Raw genomic sequence first — 18,129 nt, 5'->3', positions numbered from 1 at the left:
TTTCCAAGGGATCGTCTCTGCCAAAAACTAGCACTGGTAAAATTCAAAAGTATCTGTTACGAGAAAAAGAATGGATAGGTTATGAAAAGAGGATTTATGGCAGTTAGTTGCGATTTCAGTTTCAATCACTGATATAAAAAAGTACTATGTCAGTATAATAATATAGTTATTCCACGTTTTTACCTACATAGGGTTTCAGTCGAGTGAAGTGCTTAGATAGCCAGGGTCTGCAAAGGCGACTTTATAAAGAATTTTTAAGAAATTAACATTTTTCAGAAAACGAAAGACCTAATGCTGAAGTAATCCCCAAAAGTTCAGAATCATAGATTTTGTAGTTTACATACACCCTAGTGTCTGAAAACCTTACATGGCAAAGTCTCTGATGTAATTCATCCATGTCGAAACCTAATTATTAGTTTTTCAATTTTTTGGAAGAGAGGAAAATGAAGAAATTCACCTGTTTGATGATTGTCGGGACTGTATTGTCGATTAGCGCGCCAGCCTTTGCTGAAAGTCGTGCGGTTAATATCAGTATTGGCAGTATTGGTGGTCCCTTAGATAATGCCGCTTTGCGAACAGTTCGCCAGGTTATCGGGTTTGCAGTCGGCACTAGCACCGTCGATAAATTCATTGTATATAGTCCCAGAACCGGATCTATTCCCATCGAAGGAGGTTTATCTGCTTGTGCTGAAGCTGGCTTCGGCATAAGCAATACAACATTTAATGCTTTTATCCAGCAGTTGCGTTCAATTAATCCCAAACCAGGGACTTTCTACAATCTAGAACTTACCGCAAGCTGCAAACTGAAATAAGACGTTTGTACTTAAGCACGGTAGATGGGCTTCGTACCTCAGCCCATCCATCAAGTTATACTCTACGCCATAAACGCAAAACTCCATATTTTTAAATTGGAGATGTAACATCAATGTTGATTTTAATCAGTGTCAAGAAGCGGCTAGATTAGTTGTATCAGACTCTGGACTGAATAGTGCAGATACTTCCAGTATGAAACAAAAAAGAATGTAAAATTAGAGCGCATTTTTGGGAGCGGAGAAAAAAATATGTCTAATGTGAGCATTGCAAAAGGTAGCTGCCTGTGTGGAGTAGTAAACCTATCTACAACCCGTATTAGTAATCAGGTCGGAGCATGTCATTGTAGTATGTGTCGCAATTGGGGTGGAGGACCTTTGTTAGTAGTTGAGTGTAAAAGTGATGTTAGCTTCTCTGGTGAAGAAAATATCGGAATTTATCAATCTTCAGAATGGGCAGAGCGTGGATTCTGTAAGAAGTGTGGTAGCCATCTCTTTTACAGATTGAAACAAAGTAACCAGTATTTCATACCCGTTGGACTATTCGATATCTGTGAAGGTCTTGTTTTCGATCATCAGGTATTCATTGATGAAAAGCCCAAATATTACTGTTTTGCCAATGAAACCAAGAACCTAACAGGGGCAGAGGTATTTGCACAGTTTGCACCTCCATCAGAGCGGTAAATAGTGGCTGGTGTACTATCAACTAGCGTAGGCGTAGCCCGCCGCAGGCATCGCATTGTGCCAGTTGCGTAAGTCCTGAAAAAATATTGTGTAAAAGCTAAAAAACTGTCGCTGGGAGTAGATTGATATATTGGAACCTTTATGAAAGTCAGGTTAAAATCGCTAGCAAAGTGTAAATCTGAAGTGAAACTATGAAAACTGCTGAAAAATTAGCTGCCGGTTGGCTACTGACACTCGGATTCATGTTTGTAACTCTATCAGCAACAGCGGCCTTAGAAAAATTTGCTACACGTAAAGCCATCATAATACCCACGGGTGAGTATGAGTTTAATGCACCGAATGCTACTTATGAAGATAATAATGCTGCTGCTGGTGGTCTAATTTTTGGTGTCCCTACCCTAACACTGGGCACGTGGTTAGCATTGGGATTGTACCGTCAAAGTCGGCAGGAGAAAAAGGCGATTAATCAACAAGTTAGCGATCGCCTGCAATCGATTTTTTATGAGATGCTACAAGAAAATAATGGGCGCGTAACTGTTTTAGGCTTTGCCATCCAGTCACAACTACCCGCAGCCCACGCCAGACAATATTTAGATGAAAAAGCTAAAGAATTCAATGCAAACTTTAAGGTGAACGAAGAAGGGGCTGTATCATATCATTTTGATGTTTAATTGTCATTAGTCATTTGTCCTTTGTCCTTCGTCTTTTGTCATTTGTTATTTGTTATTCACTAATGACTACTTTACCAACTTACAGCTAGGTCTAATGACGCAGATTTTTTTGAGCGTAGCTGCCATTTTAGGCGGTTTGTCGGTTGCTGCTGGTGCTTTTGCTTCCCATGCCTTGCGGGAAAAGATTAGTGAGCGATCGCTAGAAATTTTTGAAACTGGCGCTCGTTACCAAATGTATCATGCTCTTGCACTTTTTCTAGTAGCCATACTAATTAGTCGTACCGAGTCCCCTCAACCCACACTCGTAGCCAGTGGATGGCTATTTATCATTGGTATTGCTATTTTCTCAGGTAGCTTGTACGCCCTTAGCTTAACCGGTATTAAATCCTTGGGAGCGATCGCACCACTAGGCGGCACAGCCTTTCTTGCAGGTTGGGGTGCTTTAGCTTTTGCTGCTTGGAATTTGAAGTTGTAAAAAAAGTTAGGAGTTAAGAGTTTTTAACTCTTAACTCCATTTTTTATAAGCTCATTCACCTCATTTTTACAAAAGCTTATAATTTATAGCTCATTGCTCTCAGGCGTATTAACAAATTATCCAAATCTGCATTAGCTGAAGGTGTTTCAGGTAATGGGCTAGATTGATATGCCTCCTGTAACTTATTACGCAGACGTTCATATTCTCTTTGATGAAAATCTACATTAATATCTGACAAAACAGACTTTTCTGTGCCCGCTATTTTTTGGGCGATCAAATCAGAAATATATGGTAAATTAAAAACCTCATTTAGCTTAATTAAATTAGACTCAATTACTCCTGCTTGCATCAGATAGATCCCAGTTAATAGAACTCGGTAAACATAAAGCAACGGCTTAATTCGATGCGCATTTTCTTTATCAAAAAGTTTCCATTGTGTTGCGGCAAAACCAATATAATGGTAGCTATGGTGACGGGTAATACAATTTTTAGCAATAATTTTTAATTCCTCATGCTCAGGTGAGGTTATTAATATTAAAGGAGAATACAATTGTTCTAATACATAACCATTCTTTTTAAGTAGCATCAAAAAGAATTTTTTTACATCATGAGTTACTAAATCAATCTCTAAAGATTCGCGAACTTCTGAAACTTCAATAGTTTCATTTCTAGTCTGTAATCCCACTACTTCTTGAACTGGTAAAATATGCACACCACGCAAGTCATAATCAGAATCGGCTGAGGGAAAGCCATATAAGTGGGAACCACTGATGATGGTGAATAAAAACGGGTAAGGCTGTTGCCCAATAATTGTGTTAATAGAAGTTGGAATATTCATAATGTGCCGTTTACTTGCTTACCTCGGTTCGCCTATTTCTTTAGAACATCTTCTATATAAACCAGAACACTCACTTATAGTCCAGAGTTCTCAACCCCGCGAAACGATCTCTGAGGTGGTAAATGCAGATGGCTTTGGTGTGGGTTGGTATCATAGTCAAAAAGATACCGATCCTTTTATCTACAAAAATACCCTACCTATTTGGAATGATATAAATCTACCCAGTCTCAGCCGTTACGTCGAATCAAAGTGTGTACTTGCTTATGTCCGTAGTGCTACACCAGGACAAGCCGTAGATTTTGCTAACTGTCAGCCTTTTAACCATCAACAACAGCTATTTATTCACAATGGACGAATCGAAAATTTCCGCAAAACATTACACAGAAAAATCCGCAGCACTTTAACCCAAGAATTTTACGAAAAAATTAATGGCAATACTGACTCAGAACACATTTTTGCATTGTTACTTTCGCAAAGTCAAATTAACAAACATCGACCTCCAGAGTATGCCTTACGCACCACATTATTAACGCTTTTAGAGATGGCAAAACGCTATCAAGTAGAAGCCTCGCTCAATTTAATCTTTAGTGACGGACATCGTTTAATAGCTTCTCGTTTTGCTACCACTTCACCGCCTCCATCTCTTTACTGGATACGGGACGATCCGACTTTCCCACAATCCGTAATTATTGCCTCTGAACCTCTATTTCTAGGTAATTGGATTGCTTGCCCAGAAAATAGCATCATTAGTGTGGGAGCAGACTGTGAGATCCAAATTGAGCAAATCTAGTGTGAAAGAGGCTATTTCTTAAGCTTTCGATAAATGTCGCTTGAAAACTTTTGCACTATTCCAGGATATGACGAAGCCACATTCTCTAGTCAATCTCATTCTGACTCGATCTGCTATTTGCTGGTACTTGGGGTATATTGCCTAGATCGAATCTTTATCGCTGCAAGAATATAGCACTTAGGCACTTACTTGCTACTATTTTAATGGGAAAATGCGGAAAAATAGCTTGAAAGCTTGAGCTATATTGCTCAAGCATGATTTTATTAACTATGGCTATGTGTTTCACTGATTGGGGTAAAGGTCTGCTATCAAAGTAACCTATTACGCCAAGCAAACGGAGGTTTCATGTCGATATCTAAAGCTCTTAACAGTAAGGTTACTTCTCAAAGCAGCGTTGAAAAACGCTTGCAGATAGAGCGTTTGATAGGAGCAACTCAAATAGTTGCACCTAGTGCTGAGAGTGATGTAGTGAAAGGATTAACTCAAACACCTAAATCTCTACCCCCTTGTTACTTTTATGATGACCGTGGTTCCGATCTGTTTGAGCAAATCTGTGATTTACCAGAATATTATCTTACACGTACAGAAACAACGATTTTACAGCAGTATGCTGGTGAAATTGCCAAGATAACTGGTGTTTGTGAATTGGTAGAACTTGGCAGTGGTAGTTCTAGTAAAACCCGCATTTTACTAGATGCCTACCAGCAAATAGGCTATCCTCTGCACTACCTACCAATTGATGTATGTGCAGGTATGTTGGAAAGTAGTGCCAAGCAGTTATTAGAAGATTATCCCTTACTCCAAGTTTATGCACTAGCGGGAACCTATGAATTAGCCCTTGCAAAACTCCTACCGACGCAATTACCCAGTCGGATGATTTGTTTTATTGGTAGCAGCTTAGGCAATCTTACTCCTGATGAGTGTGATGTGTTCTTCTCTCAAATTACCAATGCTCTACAAGTAGGTGAGTATTTTTTATTGGGGATAGATTTACGAAAGCCAAAACAGATTTTGGAACCAGCTTATAACGATAGCCAGGGAGTAACAGCTGCATTTAACCTCAATATGCTGGAACATTTAAATCAGCGATTTGAGGGTAACTTTGACACCACCCAGTTTGAACACTGGGCATTTTACAATGAAAGCGAGCATCAAATAGAAATGCATTTACGCAGCTTGCGATCGCAAATTGTAGAATTACGCGCTCTTAATCTTAAGCTTAATTTTGCACTAGATGAGACTATCCTCACCGAAATTTCCCGCAAATTTGACCTTAATATCATCAAACACCAACTAACCGCACAAGGTTTATTACCTCTTCATGTGTGGACAGATCCAAATCAATGGTTTGGCTTACTACTCTGTCAGCTACAAGCATAAAGCAAATCAGAGTACGTCTCATATATATAGTGGTTCTCAGTTGAGTCCAATATATATCTAACAAAAACAGCCCTTGTCTACAAGCGTTGGGGAGTAATACTCAAAGCCTCTCTTCTTTTAGAAGAGAGGTCAAAGTATATAGGATTCCTATTTGATTTTTGAACAAGACTCTGTCCCCTATTCCCTGTCCCCTGTCTACGCAACTAAATTCAGGAATCAAACCGGATTTCTATATTAGACTTCTTGCACAAATGCAAAATTTACCTACCCATATGATATTCTCGCACCCCAAAAAGAGAGAACAATTAGAATCGCTCTTGCTGGGGTAGTATTTTCACTAGATTATGTACATTTTACATAACGTATGAATGAATGCTCCCATCCGATCGAGCCAAGCAAATAAACTAAATGTTTAGCTGCTAATTATTGCTGCATCGAAGGTGTGGGAAAAATTCTGCTGAATATAGGAACCCGTGGACGAGGCTTATTTGCTGTTATATTGCCATTAGTAGCAGAAGAGTTATTAGTTGCCTCAGAAAGAAGAGGTGGTTTGCTATTAGTAGAATTGGCAAAATCAGTTAATTTTGTAGCCGAAGGTAAACTTGAAGGTATGGAAGTAACATTATCAGGATTTTGACTGTTGGTTTTTACCGGAGTTTGAGCCTGACATGGAGTAATGAGCAAAGTTGAACTTGTTCCTAATACCAGTATGAGCAAATGAGAAATATATTGTTGCATGGAGATTGGTAAAATGGGTTGATAAATATTCAAAGCTTAAAGAAGTTGTGTTTGTTCTCAGTTAGAAATAAAACTGCAATTTTCCAATAGAAATCATGACGCTGTTGCCCAAGAAAACTGGAACACAGCGATTTCTAAATGAATAGACTATTGATGCTTAGTACATTAATTCGCTAACAACAATCTAACCTCCCTCAATCAAGGGGAAGCTAAACTCTCTTTTGTAAAAGAAAAAGAGCGGTTATTTTAAGACTACTAAATCTGCCTCAAAGAGAGTTAGAAATAGATACACCGGGAATAATTGACATTTTTTTAATCAACTAAGCCAGCACAACTATTAATATTCTAGTGATATTTAACTTGTTAATAAAAGAGGAATGTTACTGAACTTTTTGACAAAACTGATTTATATAAAATCAACTCTAACTCGCATATTTAACTAATTAAAGCAAAAAGTATATGAATTTTTAATAAAACCTAAGTTTGATAAGGTAGTTTTCGTTAAGAAATACGTGTATATTTCAGCAATGTACACTAAGTTTGACTATATTAAGTAAATATTGAGAATATAAACCCACAGATGATTTAGGTTTGCTCGATATGAGTTTAGCTGTAGACATCCTTAAACTACAACCCATTCCTATTAGATAAGACAGATAACAATTAATTAAAATGAGATTTTTTTGATTTATGTAAATCGATTACTCAACTAGAAGAGTTAGCTGAGGCGCTGTTAGATTTCAACAGTCAAAGCGATTTAGTAAATTACTTAGTAAATATCTTTTTAGCTCAACCTAATCTGGGAGATTAAGCGACACCTACTCAAGAGGAAAGGGGGCAGGAATTAGAGGGATATTCCTGCATCTTTCTCCCCTTCTCCTTGCTCCCACTATCTCTTGAATTATCAAAAAGCGTTACAGCTTCGTCCCACACTCAGCACAGAAGTTGTGGGTAGGAGCATTTTTGGCATTGCAATGGCTACAATACACTGGCTCGGATGCTGCTTTCGGCGCTTGCTTCTGCAAACCGACCATTTGAGCGTTGCTCTTACCAGGGGCTACCATTGGATAGCAGTTTTCGTCTCTGGTGACGTGGACATTTAAAATTACTGGGCCATTGTGTGCTAGCATTTCGGCGATCGCATCTTTTAATTGACTGCGATCGCTGATTATCATGCCCTTAATGCCATAAGCTTTTGCCAATAACTCTACGTCTGGCATCCCTACTTCCATGTCTGAACATGAGTAACGTTCACCATAGAAGGCTTGCTGCCACTGGCGCACCATCCCTTGCCAGCCGTTGTTGATAATTATTGTCTTGACATTTATTCCATACTGTGAGATTGTTCCTAGTTCCTGTAAACACATTTGGAAACTAGCATCACCGCTGATACAGATGACTTCTTCATCAGGAAACGCCACTTTCGCACCCATTGCTGCAGGTAAGCCAAAACCCATAGTTCCTAAACCAGCGCTAGAAATCCAGCGCCTTGGGCCGTTCTTCAGGAATTGTGCTGCCCACATTTGATGTTGTCCGACATCTGTGGTGTAGAAAGCGTTGGGTGCTTGGCTGTTGACTTCTACAATTACTTCTTGGGGTGAAATGCTGTCGGTATGCTGCGGCACGATGAGAGGATACTCTTCGCGCCAACGGTTAACTAAATTTAACCATTCTTGGTTTTGATTAGGTGTAGCCTTAACGCCCGTTTCTTTACAGCGACGCAATAAGTCTACTAACACATTCCGCACATCGCCGACGATGGGCACTTCAGGAATGCGGTTTTTGCCGACTTCTGCAGGATCGATGTCGATGTGAATTACTTTAGCGCGGGAGGCGAATTCGTCTAATTTACCTGTAACGCGATCGTCAAATCTAGCGCCAACGCAAATCAGCAAATCACAATCACTAACCGCAAAGTTAGCATAAGCTGTACCGTGCATCCCCAACATTCCCAAAGCTAGGGGATGATGTTCGTCAAATGCACCGATCCCCATTAAGGTTGTGGTGACAGGGATATTGAATAATTCAGCTAGTTGTTTGATTTCTTCATGGGCACCAGCTGCGATCGCACCACCACCCACATACAATAGCGGACGGCGACTTTCAGTAATCAACTGGATCGCGGCATTAATCTGCCGGGGATTTCCCTTTACAGTGGGACGATAACCGCGTAGCTTTACTGAACCTGGTTTTATAGGTACGTAGTCAAATTCTTCTAAAGCTACATCTTTGGGGACATCAATCAAAACTGGCCCTGGACGGCCAGTGCTAGCGATGTGGAAGGCTTCGGCGACAATTCGCGCCATATCTTTGGGATCGCGCACTACATAGGAGTGCTTGACGATTGGGAGGGTAATCCCGTAAATATCAGTTTCCTGAAACGCATCTGTACCAATCGACGGACGTGCTACCTGTCCTGTAACCACAATCATCGGGATTGAATCCATGTAGGCGGTGGCGATGCCTGTCACCAAGTTAGTTGCTCCTGGGCCAGAAGTACCAAAGCATACTCCTACTTTGCCTGTAGCACGGGCATAACCATCAGCAGCGTGGGCTGCGCCTTGCTCGTGTCTCACGAGAATGTGCTTCATAGCACCAGTTGCTTCCACCTTATACAGGTCGTCGTAAATTGGTAGAATTGCCCCACCAGGATAACCAAAAATATAATCAACGCCGTGGCGATGAAGGCTGTCAAGCAGAGCAAAACCGCCAGATGCACGTTTGGGCACGACTGGTGGACTAGAAGCACGAGACTGTTTGTGATTCTCGGTTTGTGGGAGACTAATTGGGGAAAGCGATCGCACGGTCAAACCTCAGACTATAGCTAAAGTTAATGCTGAATTCTGTAGTTAAGATTTCATTTTAATTGAAAACTTCAATTAAAATCTTATTAATTTTTATATTAAATATAAAGCTAGATTATTAGCTTACATTAGTTAAATTACGTCTTGCAAGACATTGCGGGTATTTTTCCAAGCCCAAACACCAACAACCACGACAACAATACTCATTGCTACCAGCACAATTCGCAAGCCCAGAGCATCAGTTAATGGCCCAGTAATCGCCAGAGGTAATGCCAGAGCTATGTTGACGGCATGATTTTGAAAGCCAAATACTTTACCGTGCATGGTAGGTGGTGTTTGCTGTTGAATTAAAGTTTGCATAGGGACACCAATTAAGGCAGCACCTACACCCAAAAATGCACAAAGTCCTAGCGCCAACAATAAGTTATGCGTAAAAGTGAACACCCCTAAAACTAGTGCCATCATCAAAAATCCAATTAAAGGTAGAGGCTTGTGATGCAATTTATCACCCCAATGACCTAAAATTGCAGCACCAAAGACCATACCTACCCCTGCTGCTGCCAAGAAAAAGCCAAACTGTTTTTCTTTTAGACCAAACTCCTCGGCTAATCGAATCGTCAGCACAGTTAAGGCTGCAAATACACAATATAAGGTTGTCAGTTGCAGCATCGCATTCAAGATCAAAGGGTTTTTCTTGAGATAGCGCAGGCTCTCGGTGAATTCAGCCCAAGGGTGATTTGATGTCTGGTGTTCTCGGTGGGGTTTATGTTCTTTAAACTTGATTGGCTGCATAATTGCAGCTGATAATATGTATAGTCCACCAACTACAAGCTCTTGACCGTATTCTTCTCCCATCCAGCTTTTCGCCAAACTCAAAATCGGCTCTCCTATTGCAAAGCCAACAATTAATGCTCCCATCATCGTGCTGCTAAAGAGCGCATTGGCTGCCAACAAATTTTCTCGCTTCACCAACAAGGGAATAGCTGCTTGTTCCGCTGGTGCAAAAAACTGCGTCACCGTGGAAATGGCAAAAGTCAGGATTAACAAAATCAGGAATTGTCGTGGCAATAAGGGAAGACAAAGCGTCAATATTCCCCGCACAATATCTGAGCCGACCATAATCAGCTTTTTTGGGAAGCGGTCAACAAAGATACCACCAGCAGAGCCGAATAAAATTGCTGGTATTGTAAACGAAAGCATTAAGGTTGAGTACATTGAGTTTTGTGCTAACCCAGGAAGCGGTGAGTAGTTCTCCAACAGAGCAATCATCAAAACGAAGAACACCTTATCTGCTAACTGGGATACCAATTGCCCAATCCACAGGAGCATAAAACCACGGTTCTTTAGTAGTGCGCCAAAGCCGTTATTAACAGCAGCCGGTTCAGTTGGAAACATTAGATACTTTTTTTAGGTAGATGGGGATAGGGTATGGGGATAGGGTATAGGGCATAGGGGATAGGGTATAGTTTTTCTTGGCTATTTTTTGTCACCTGTAACCTGTTCCCTTGATCACTCCTCACTCCTAACTCCTGTTTACTTACTCCATAGTCCGGATTAATTTGCTTCATAGTGCTTTAACAGCATAAGCAAAAATTCAGCTGCTGTCAGACGACCTTTGGGTGGAATAATCTTAATGGATGAATCTACCCAACAGCCTTGTACAGTTTGGGGAGATTTCCAAATGGATAAATGATCCACTGCTGGCTCTGCATAAAAGTTATTTTGCCCACTACCTAGCAAAGATGAACTCCAATGAGTGAAGTAATCATGACTCATCCGATGAATCGGGAAATTACCCTGTAATGGGACTCCCCATCCATCTATAGCAATAAACGCTTTGACACGACCACCCAACAGTTGCCACAAATGTGCTGCCCCTATTGCCCCAACTACGCCAGCACTAAAGCTAATGAATATAATTGGTGATTCTAGATAGTCGGTCAAGCGATACCTGCGGTGAGCTACGCTAACGCGCAAAAACTGCAAAATGTGCAAGGCTGATAAAACCAAAACATCTTTACCCGGATAAACCAGTATCTTTGGGGGATTGTGTGCGATCGCGCCATTAGAAACTAAATCTAACAATCCGACTCTAAAGCTTTCAGTTAACTCTGGCTCATGAATTCCAGGGCAAATAATTATATTCATTCGTAACACTATCTTTGATTTTTTAACTCTTTCGATGTACAGAGCTTTTTCAAAAAATAAAGTAATATTTTTATATATTACCTTATTTTTACTGAGTAAATTATAGCCTCTTCATATATTTTTCCTAATTAATACTATTTTAAAATCTCTTATTTTGCATTAAATATAATATTAGATTATTTTAATGAATCAAATGTTTTTCTTCGTAATCAGTTTTATTTTTTTTGATTTTAATTATTTTTGCATTTCAATATAATAGTTTGATCCAAAAAAAGAATCAAGTTAGTAATGCCTTTTCTACTATTGATGTGATTCTGCACAAAAGAAACGATTTGATACCTAGACTTGTCACCTTAGCTCAAATATATATGCAATTTGAGCAAAAAACATTGATAGAAATTAGCAGGCTCAGAAGTAGAGCAACTTTAAAAAATTTAAGTGACAATAGCCGAGTTGCCCTAGAAGACCAAATTTCGATAATGTTAAGCAAAATTATAGTAATAGTTGAAGCATATCCCGAATTAAAAACAAACGAACATTTTGTGCAATTACAATATTCATTGAGTGAAGTAGAAGAACAACTTTCCGCCGCAAGAAGATTTTATAATTCTGCCATAACTGAATATAATAATGCCGTAGAAATGTTTCCGACAAATATTATAGCTTCGTGGATGAAATATCAATTAAAATTACAGTTTCAAGCTAATCTACAAGCAAGAAACAATGTAAATATTGAAATTAACCATAAATAAGTTTAAAAAATATGTCAAAAACTAATTCTCCAAAAAATCAGGAATTATTAAACGGAATAGCTAAACTATTAGAATATAAAAATCACAATTTAGCACTTCAGGAATTAGAAAAGTTTTTCCAAAATCATACAGAATCTAATACAAAAGAATATTTTTATGCACGAGTATTGCTTTTAGACGCATACCTCTACAATGGACGCTTTGATAAAGCAATTAACCTATGCCAAGAATTGAGCAACAGTAAACATCAAACGACTCAGATATTAGCACAATACTATCTTGCCGAAATATTTCCAGAAGCTAAACCTACAGAACAAAAATCATTACTAAATTCAACTAAAAGTTCACTCACACTTGTACAAGAAACTGAACTTATAAACACTGGTATAAAGCTATTACTAAAAAATGCTATAAAAAAGCAATCCAAGCATTAAATATTTTTTTCAAGCTGCTTCTCCAGCTACAAAACAATATTTGCTAGCACATAAATGGCTGATAAAAGCATATCAAGAAAATGGGGAAATTAATCAAGCGATCGCTCTTTGTCAGCAACTCCTGATTAATGAACACGAACCAACGAGAAAATGGGCAAGGCAACTTTTATTTACAGAATTTACAGACCTATTTACAGATAATACTATTGATGTGTCTGCGACTCTACCAAACCCCACTGCATCAGAAGTTAAGCTACAACAACCAAGTGAAACCTTGCCAGAAGAACCCGAACCAGCTATTGAAAAATTTATACCAAAAACATTAAAGGAATTCAAAGTATTTTGTAAGACAAATTTATTAACTGAATTAAAAGTATTTGAATCCCTTAGAAAGCAAGTTTTAATATTTGTTATTACAGCTAATCTACTTTTTTTATATCTTATAATTGCACTACTTAAGTTTTTTCCAGTTGTATCTTCTTTTTTGAAAAATTCCATCATATACTTTCAAATTGGCTCTAGTATAATATCTATATCATTTTTATTTTTATTTATATTTTTCTTATTCTATTATTTATTAGCTTTTTTCTTACTTTTTGGAATTTAGATATATTTTTATATCGCAGCATTTGAAACATTTTCTACAGGTTTTAAACATAAAATATTTGAACAAATTATGTATTTAAGAATGTTTTATGTGGTAAAGCTATAGAATCCAAAAGAATTGAATCTGAAGTCTTAAAAAATGAAGTCACTCTTACAAGTTTAATATTTAAAGGATTGTTTTTTAAAGCTAAGTTTCACAAAAGTCTGCAAACTGTTACAATTGTTCAACCAAAAATTATTAACGCTAATATTCATGCTCTTAACCATGCTAAGAAACAAGTAATTAAATTAGAAGATCCAGAATTTGCTAAATTTTTCACTGTTTATGGTGATGACCAAATAGAAGCACGTTATGTCTTATCTACTAATCTGATGGATAAAATAGTTAACTTTCGTAAGAAAACCAATAGAAATATTTATATTTCCTTTGTTGAGGACATGATATATATAGCCATTGAAGAAGCGGTAGAAAATAATATATTTGACCCTAATCTATATAAAAGTGTGTTAAGCTTTGCGCCTTTAAGAGAATATTTTGAAACTCTCAACTTGATGTTGGGAATTGTTGAAGACTTAAATCTTGATAGACGCATTTGGCAAAAAGCTGCACCAAATTAATTTTACTGAAAACACGGCTTTTGGTATCTTAAGCACTTTTGCTATTCCAGCAACATAGCAGATGCCGCATTGGTTCCAATACGGTTCGGTTAGGGTTTTTTGATGAAAATTCTAAATCACAAAGACGCGATAAATCGCTGTCTCTACAATAACCAATATCTTCGTCTTGACGGCGATTCATCACGTCTCTTAGCTTAACCGAACCGTATTGGCATTGGTTCAATTTTCCATACCCAATGCCCCACGTAAGTTTTGTATGTCTTTTGATGTATTATCTTGATTTCCCCACCTATCCTATCCCCCTGGATGGGATAATAAGTTACAAGTAGGGAAAATGTGCAAACTATTCCCTAAGTTTATATTTCTCTGCACTCTGGTTATATTGAGGAACTAATTGTGGTTGCCACGCCGGAAAAAGTACAACACACCCACGAGCATCTATCAGGTAAAGACCGTGTAGCCGTACTGCTTATGGGCTACGGCGAAGTCGAAAGCTACGAAGATTTCGCCAACTATAACGAACAGGCTTTAAATCTACTGACAGCAAAATTCGCACCAGTACCGACCTGGATTTATCCGCCTCTGGCAAAGCTTTTAGCGCTATTTGACCGCCATGAGTGGGGACACACACACCACGATTTTATCTCCCCACACAACGCCATCTTTGAACAGCAGCGTGCTGGGATTGAGAAGAATTTACAAGAAAAATGGGGCGATAAGGTTCAAGTTTTCAAGGCTTTTAACTTCTGTGCCCCTTTCCTACCCAATCAAGTCTTGGCAGAAATCAAAAACCAAGGCTTCGATAAGCTACTAATCTACCCACTGCTAGTTGTTGATTCTATCTTTACCAGTGGGATTGCGATCGAGCAAGTTAACAATGCTCTCGTTGAGTTAACTGATGGTGAGGAACACTGGGTTAAAGCACAGCGTTACATTCCTTCTTTCTTCAACGAACCAGCTTATATCGATTTGATGGCTCATCTGGTTGAAGAGAAAATTGCTGAATTAGCAGGAGCTTATCTCCCTTCTCAAATCGGCATTGTGCTAATGAATCACGGCTGTCCCCACAAAGCCAAAGGCTTTACTTCTGGGATTGCTGAAAGTGAAGCAATGTACGACTTGGTTCGGGATAAATTGATTAACCGCTATCCGTTAATCTCGGTGGGTTGGCTGAATCATGACACACCCCTAATTGATTGGACACAGCCAAATGCAGAGCAAGCTGCAAATAACCTGATTCAATTGGGTGCGAAAGTGGTAATTTTTATGCCAATTGGCTTTGCTACAGAAAACCACGAAACTCTATTGGATGTACACCATATCATCCATGCTTTAGAGAAACAGCATCCTGGCACAAACTATGTGCAAATGGCTTGCGTCAACGACCATCCAGAATTCTTGGTAATGGCGGCGCAATGGGCTGATACTCATATAGCAGAGTTGTTATCAGAACAAAGTGTGGCAGTTAATCCTCAACTCGCAGGGGATCACCATCATCACCACCACCATCATTAAGTTTTGAGTTTACGAGGGTGGGCAAAGTTAGGCCCACCCTACAATTAATTTACGCCTCGCAGCTTGCGAGTGTTATCAACTAAACTTTGAGCAAATTGATCGAATCTTTGAGAGAGCTTTTCATCTACTAGTTTGCCTTCAGGACTGAAAGCACCCCAAGCTTGTCCGATCGCAATTTGTTCAGGGATAGACCAACAATGAACCCATCTGGTAATTAACCGTAGTTCGTTTAGAGCGTTGCTATTAGACTGACCACCCAAAACACTAATAAATCCTGCTACTTTATCAGACAGTTGGTCAAAGCTCATTAAGTCCAGAGCATTTTTCAGGACACCACTAACGCCGCCATGATACTCAGGTGTCGCTAAAATCAACCCATCGGACTGACTAACTGTTTCTTGCAACCTCTGAACATCTGGATACTCTGGATACTCCTTTGCGCCAGTGCAAAATGGTAGCTGCAACTGCCGTAAATCGAGAATTTCTACCTCTGCACCTACAGCTTCAACTCTTTGCGCTGCGACTTGTAAAGCAAGCTGGGTATAAGAGTTAGGTCTTAAACTACCACCGATGCCAATAATTTTCACCATAATTAACCCATAAACTATTAACTAGGTACTATCGATTTCTTAAAAAGCGGAATCGTTATGACTATGCTTATCTTAGCGATTTGTGCCGGAATGTGTCAAATTAATATCTACTGGGGACTGGAGAAGCAGGGGAGCAGAGGAGAAGTTGCAGTAAGTCTTTCCCCTCTGCCTTTTGTGACCAATCCCCAATCTTAACAGCTGCATATTAGATAACCCTCGCTCAACTTTATGTAATAGCCTGAAGAAACTTGGGAATGCTTTTGTGAGGAAGTTAGACTAGATAAGAAAAGTGTAATTTCCAGTTATTACAATTTTTGATAGAAGAATAGGCATAAAACCAGCGCTTAACTTGTGCCAGCAGACAAAGGGTAATTATTATGACAAATTCGGGAAAAAAAGCATTGATAAAAAGGCAGTCTTCAAAGCGCGTTGCTTGGGTTGGTGCAATTGCTGCTAGTTTGATTATGTTGCCAGGAATTTTCGGAAGTACTCCTGTCATGGCACAAAAGGCAGAAACCGCCTCGCTAAATTATGGCGACTTGATCAAGAAAGTGAAGGCGGGAGAAGTCGAGAAAGTAGAGCTTGACGAAACCGAACAGCTAGCAAAGGTTTATCTCAAGGGACAAAAAGATAATACACCACCGCAACAGGTGAGACTTTTAGCGCAAAACAATGAGTTAATCAACATTCTCAAAGATAAGAATGTTGATTTTGGGGAAGTTTCCTCTGCGAACAGTCGAGCTGCTGTTGGGCTGTTGATCAACTTGATGTGGATTTTGCCACTGGTGGCTTTAATGCTATTGTTCCTCCGACGCTCTACTAATGCTTCTAGCCAAGCGATGAATTTCGGTAAATCCAAAGCTCGCTTTCAAATGGAAGCAAAAACTGGAGTGAAATTTGAAGATGTCGCTGGGGTTGAAGAAGCTAAAGAAGAACTTGAAGAAGTTGTGACTTTCCTGAAACAGCCAGAAAGATTTACCGCTGTAGGCGCACGAATTCCTAAAGGTGTGCTGTTAATTGGCCCTCCTGGTACTGGTAAAACTTTACTAGCAAAAGCGATCGCAGGTGAAGCCGGTGTACCATTCTTCAGTATTTCCGGTTCAGAATTTGTAGAAATGTTCGTTGGTGTAGGTGCATCTCGCGTGCGCGACCTCTTCAAGAAAGCCAAAGATAATGCCCCTTGTCTAATATTTATCGATGAAATTGACGCAGTAGGCAGACAACGGGGTGCTGGTATCGGTGGCGGTAATGACGAGCGCGAACAAACCCTCAACCAACTGCTCACCGAAATGGATGGTTTTGAAGGTAACACAGGCATCATTATTATTGCTGCCACTAACCGCCCAGATGTTTTAGATACAGCATTACTCAGACCGGGACGCTTTGACAGACAAGTGATGGTCGATCCACCCGATCTTAAAGGGCGACTGGAAATTTTGAAAGTCCACGCGCGGAATAAGAAAATCGATCCTAGCGTATCATTAGAAGCGATCGCTCGCCGCACCCCTGGTTTTACTGGTGCAGATTTAGCCAATTTACTCAACGAAGCCGCCATTCTCACCGCTAGAAGACGTAAAGAAGCTGTCACCCTTTTAGAAATTGATGCTGCTGTAGACCGAGTTGTTGCAGGTATGGAAGGTACCGCCTTAGTAGACAGCAAGAGCAAGCGCTTGATTGCCTATCATGAAGTTGGACACGCTTTAGTAGGCACATTGCTCAAAGACCACGATCCTGTGCAGAAAGTTACATTGATTCCACGGGGACAAGCACTGGGATTAACTTGGTTTACTCCCAACGAAGAACAGGGGTTAATTTCTCGTTCCCAACTTAAATCGAGGATTACTGCTACTTTGGGTGGTCGCGCTGCCGAGGAAATTGTTTTTGGGAAGCCAGAAGTGACCACAGGTGCAAGCAATGATCTGCAACACGTAACAGGGATGGCACGGCAGATGGTGACACGCTTCGGGATGTCAGAATTAGGCCCGTTGTCCTTGGAAAATCAGAGTGGAGAGGTATTTTTAGGACGCGACTGGATGAATAAATCAGACTATTCTGAGGAAATTGCTGCCAAAATTGATTCACAAGTGCGCGAAATTGTTAGCAATTCCTACATTAAGGCCAAAGAACTGTTGGAAGAAAACCGCGTAGTTTTGGAGCGTTTAGTAGATTTGCTAGCAGAACAGGAAACAATTGAAGGTGATGTATTCCGCAAAATTGTTGGCGATCATGTTCAGGTAGCCGATGAACAATTGGCTGTACCTCATTAAAAATATGAGT

At 39.7% G+C, this 18,129-nt stretch carries 20 protein-coding genes; 15 read left to right on the top strand and 5 right to left on the bottom strand.

All coding sequences use genetic code 11. From position 1 onward, the window contains the following. Window positions 1–443: 443 nt before the first annotated feature. From V7K53_RS04285 to V7K53_RS04270, 4 genes are all read left to right on the top strand, one after another. Window positions 444–812, top strand: coding sequence for a hypothetical protein (locus V7K53_RS04285; protein WP_322637697.1), 369 nt, complete (start codon window positions 444–446; stop codon window positions 810–812). A 249-nt stretch (window positions 813–1,061) separates the two neighbouring features. Continuing rightward, window positions 1,062–1,493, top strand: coding sequence for a GFA family protein (locus V7K53_RS04280; RefSeq protein WP_335196402.1), 432 nt, complete (start codon window positions 1,062–1,064; stop codon window positions 1,491–1,493). Between the two features lie 191 nt (window positions 1,494–1,684). Continuing rightward, window positions 1,685–2,164, top strand: a complete 480-nt coding sequence (locus V7K53_RS04275; RefSeq protein ID WP_334839882.1) for a hypothetical protein — start codon at window positions 1,685–1,687, stop codon at window positions 2,162–2,164. 94 nt (window positions 2,165–2,258) lie between these two features. After that, on the top strand, window positions 2,259–2,639 hold the full coding sequence (locus tag V7K53_RS04270; protein ID WP_292732078.1) for a DUF423 domain-containing protein: 381 nt from the start codon (window positions 2,259–2,261) through the stop codon (window positions 2,637–2,639). 76 nt (window positions 2,640–2,715) lie between these two features. Here V7K53_RS04270 and V7K53_RS04265 read toward each other — a convergent pair whose 3' ends face one another. After that, the gene (locus V7K53_RS04265; RefSeq protein ID WP_335196401.1) at window positions 2,716–3,477 is read right to left on the bottom strand and encodes a nucleotidyltransferase domain-containing protein; all 762 of its coding nucleotides are present in this window, start codon (window positions 3,475–3,477) and stop codon (window positions 2,716–2,718) included. Between the two features lies 1 nt (window position 3,478). On the opposite strand from V7K53_RS04265, the gene egtC reads away from it, so the two are divergent. From egtC to V7K53_RS33990, 4 genes are all read left to right on the top strand, one after another. Further along, complete coding sequence (gene egtC, locus V7K53_RS04260) at window positions 3,479–4,267, top strand: ergothioneine biosynthesis protein EgtC (protein ID WP_335196400.1); 789 nt, start codon at window positions 3,479–3,481, stop codon at window positions 4,265–4,267. Window positions 4,268–4,612: 345 nt separating this feature from the next. After that, a complete protein-coding gene (gene egtD / locus V7K53_RS04255; protein ID WP_335196399.1) occupies window positions 4,613–5,647 on the top strand; it encodes an L-histidine N(alpha)-methyltransferase in 1,035 nt (344 codons plus the stop codon). 442 nt (window positions 5,648–6,089) lie between these two features. Then, the gene (locus V7K53_RS04250) at window positions 6,090–6,284 is read left to right on the top strand and encodes a hypothetical protein (protein ID WP_335196398.1); all 195 of its coding nucleotides are present in this window, start codon (window positions 6,090–6,092) and stop codon (window positions 6,282–6,284) included. Between the two features lie 801 nt (window positions 6,285–7,085). After that, a complete protein-coding gene (locus tag V7K53_RS33990) occupies window positions 7,086–7,196 on the top strand; it encodes a DUF4351 domain-containing protein (RefSeq protein WP_442940467.1) in 111 nt (36 codons plus the stop codon). Window positions 7,197–7,299: 103 nt separating this feature from the next. Here the strand turns inward: V7K53_RS33990 and ilvB are convergent, their stop codons facing one another. The 3 genes from ilvB to V7K53_RS04235 all read right to left on the bottom strand — a co-directional run bounded on the left by ilvB (window position 7,300) and on the right by V7K53_RS04235 (window position 11,337). Further along, window positions 7,300–9,195 carry a biosynthetic-type acetolactate synthase large subunit gene (ilvB, locus tag V7K53_RS04245; protein ID WP_335196397.1) on the bottom strand — a complete coding sequence of 632 codons (1,896 nt, stop codon included), beginning with the start codon at window positions 9,193–9,195 and terminating at the stop codon, window positions 7,300–7,302. 126 nt (window positions 9,196–9,321) lie between these two features. After that, a complete protein-coding gene (locus tag V7K53_RS04240) occupies window positions 9,322–10,584 on the bottom strand; it encodes an MFS transporter (RefSeq protein WP_335196396.1) in 1,263 nt (420 codons plus the stop codon). Window positions 10,585–10,743: 159 nt separating this feature from the next. After that, the gene (locus V7K53_RS04235) at window positions 10,744–11,337 is read right to left on the bottom strand and encodes a hypothetical protein (protein ID WP_335196395.1); all 594 of its coding nucleotides are present in this window, start codon (window positions 11,335–11,337) and stop codon (window positions 10,744–10,746) included. 224 nt (window positions 11,338–11,561) lie between these two features. On the opposite strand from V7K53_RS04235, the gene V7K53_RS04230 reads away from it, so the two are divergent. From V7K53_RS04230 to V7K53_RS04210, 5 genes are all read left to right on the top strand, one after another. Next, the gene (locus V7K53_RS04230) at window positions 11,562–12,089 is read left to right on the top strand and encodes a LemA family protein (protein WP_335196394.1); all 528 of its coding nucleotides are present in this window, start codon (window positions 11,562–11,564) and stop codon (window positions 12,087–12,089) included. An 11-nt stretch (window positions 12,090–12,100) separates the two neighbouring features. Further along, window positions 12,101–12,523, top strand: coding sequence for a hypothetical protein (locus V7K53_RS04225; RefSeq protein WP_335196393.1), 423 nt, complete (start codon window positions 12,101–12,103; stop codon window positions 12,521–12,523). A gap of 40 nt (window positions 12,524–12,563) precedes the next feature. Further along, on the top strand, window positions 12,564–13,130 hold the full coding sequence (locus V7K53_RS04220) for a hypothetical protein (RefSeq protein ID WP_335196392.1): 567 nt from the start codon (window positions 12,564–12,566) through the stop codon (window positions 13,128–13,130). A gap of 173 nt (window positions 13,131–13,303) precedes the next feature. Further along, a complete protein-coding gene (locus V7K53_RS04215) occupies window positions 13,304–13,747 on the top strand; it encodes a DUF3137 domain-containing protein (RefSeq protein ID WP_335196391.1) in 444 nt (147 codons plus the stop codon). A 396-nt stretch (window positions 13,748–14,143) separates the two neighbouring features. Continuing rightward, window positions 14,144–15,262, top strand: a complete 1,119-nt coding sequence (locus V7K53_RS04210) for a ferrochelatase (RefSeq protein WP_335196390.1) — start codon at window positions 14,144–14,146, stop codon at window positions 15,260–15,262. Between the two features lie 44 nt (window positions 15,263–15,306). Here the strand turns inward: V7K53_RS04210 and V7K53_RS04205 are convergent, their stop codons facing one another. After that, window positions 15,307–15,852 (bottom strand): NADPH-dependent FMN reductase, encoded by a 546-nt coding sequence (locus V7K53_RS04205; RefSeq protein ID WP_335196389.1) that lies wholly within the window; start codon window positions 15,850–15,852, stop codon window positions 15,307–15,309. Window positions 15,853–15,909: 57 nt separating this feature from the next. Between V7K53_RS04205 and V7K53_RS04200 the strand changes: the two genes are divergently transcribed. Continuing rightward, window positions 15,910–16,047 carry a hypothetical protein gene (locus tag V7K53_RS04200; RefSeq protein ID WP_335196388.1) on the top strand — a complete coding sequence of 46 codons (138 nt, stop codon included), beginning with the start codon at window positions 15,910–15,912 and terminating at the stop codon, window positions 16,045–16,047. Window positions 16,048–16,229: 182 nt separating this feature from the next. Further along, window positions 16,230–18,119, top strand: coding sequence for an ATP-dependent zinc metalloprotease FtsH (gene ftsH, locus V7K53_RS04195; RefSeq protein WP_335196387.1), 1,890 nt, complete (start codon window positions 16,230–16,232; stop codon window positions 18,117–18,119). Window positions 18,120–18,129 lie beyond the last annotated feature (10 nt).

Source organism: Nostoc sp., from assembly GCF_036917355.1.
Taxonomy (GTDB): domain Bacteria; phylum Cyanobacteriota; class Cyanobacteriia; order Cyanobacteriales; family Nostocaceae; genus Nostoc.
The sequence above is the reverse complement of the archived record's forward strand: the minus strand, read 5'-3'. Positions and strand labels throughout refer to the sequence as shown.

What these genes read in the sequence shown, in the direction of transcription:
- V7K53_RS04285 (WP_322637697.1), top strand. Translation starts at nt 444, where the DNA reads ATGAAGAAATTCACCTGTTTGATGATTGTCGGGACTGTATTGTCGATT.
- V7K53_RS04280 (WP_335196402.1), top strand. Translation starts at nt 1,062, where the DNA reads ATGTCTAATGTGAGCATTGCAAAAGGTAGCTGCCTGTGTGGAGTAGTA.
- V7K53_RS04275 (WP_334839882.1), top strand. Translation starts at nt 1,685, where the DNA reads ATGAAAACTGCTGAAAAATTAGCTGCCGGTTGGCTACTGACACTCGGA.
- V7K53_RS04270 (WP_292732078.1), top strand. Translation starts at nt 2,259, where the DNA reads ATGACGCAGATTTTTTTGAGCGTAGCTGCCATTTTAGGCGGTTTGTCG.
- V7K53_RS04265 (WP_335196401.1), bottom strand. Translation starts at nt 3,477, where the DNA reads ATGAATATTCCAACTTCTATTAACACAATTATTGGGCAACAGCCTTAC.
- egtC (WP_335196400.1), top strand. Translation starts at nt 3,479, where the DNA reads ATGTGCCGTTTACTTGCTTACCTCGGTTCGCCTATTTCTTTAGAACAT.
- egtD (WP_335196399.1), top strand. Translation starts at nt 4,613, where the DNA reads ATGTCGATATCTAAAGCTCTTAACAGTAAGGTTACTTCTCAAAGCAGC.
- V7K53_RS04240 (WP_335196396.1), bottom strand. Translation starts at nt 10,584, where the DNA reads ATGTTTCCAACTGAACCGGCTGCTGTTAATAACGGCTTTGGCGCACTA.
- V7K53_RS04235 (WP_335196395.1), bottom strand. Translation starts at nt 11,337, where the DNA reads ATGAATATAATTATTTGCCCTGGAATTCATGAGCCAGAGTTAACTGAA.
- V7K53_RS04225 (WP_335196393.1), top strand. Translation starts at nt 12,101, where the DNA reads ATGTCAAAAACTAATTCTCCAAAAAATCAGGAATTATTAAACGGAATA.
- V7K53_RS04205 (WP_335196389.1), bottom strand. Translation starts at nt 15,852, where the DNA reads ATGGTGAAAATTATTGGCATCGGTGGTAGTTTAAGACCTAACTCTTAT.
- V7K53_RS04200 (WP_335196388.1), top strand. Translation starts at nt 15,910, where the DNA reads ATGACTATGCTTATCTTAGCGATTTGTGCCGGAATGTGTCAAATTAAT.
- ftsH (WP_335196387.1), top strand. Translation starts at nt 16,230, where the DNA reads ATGACAAATTCGGGAAAAAAAGCATTGATAAAAAGGCAGTCTTCAAAG.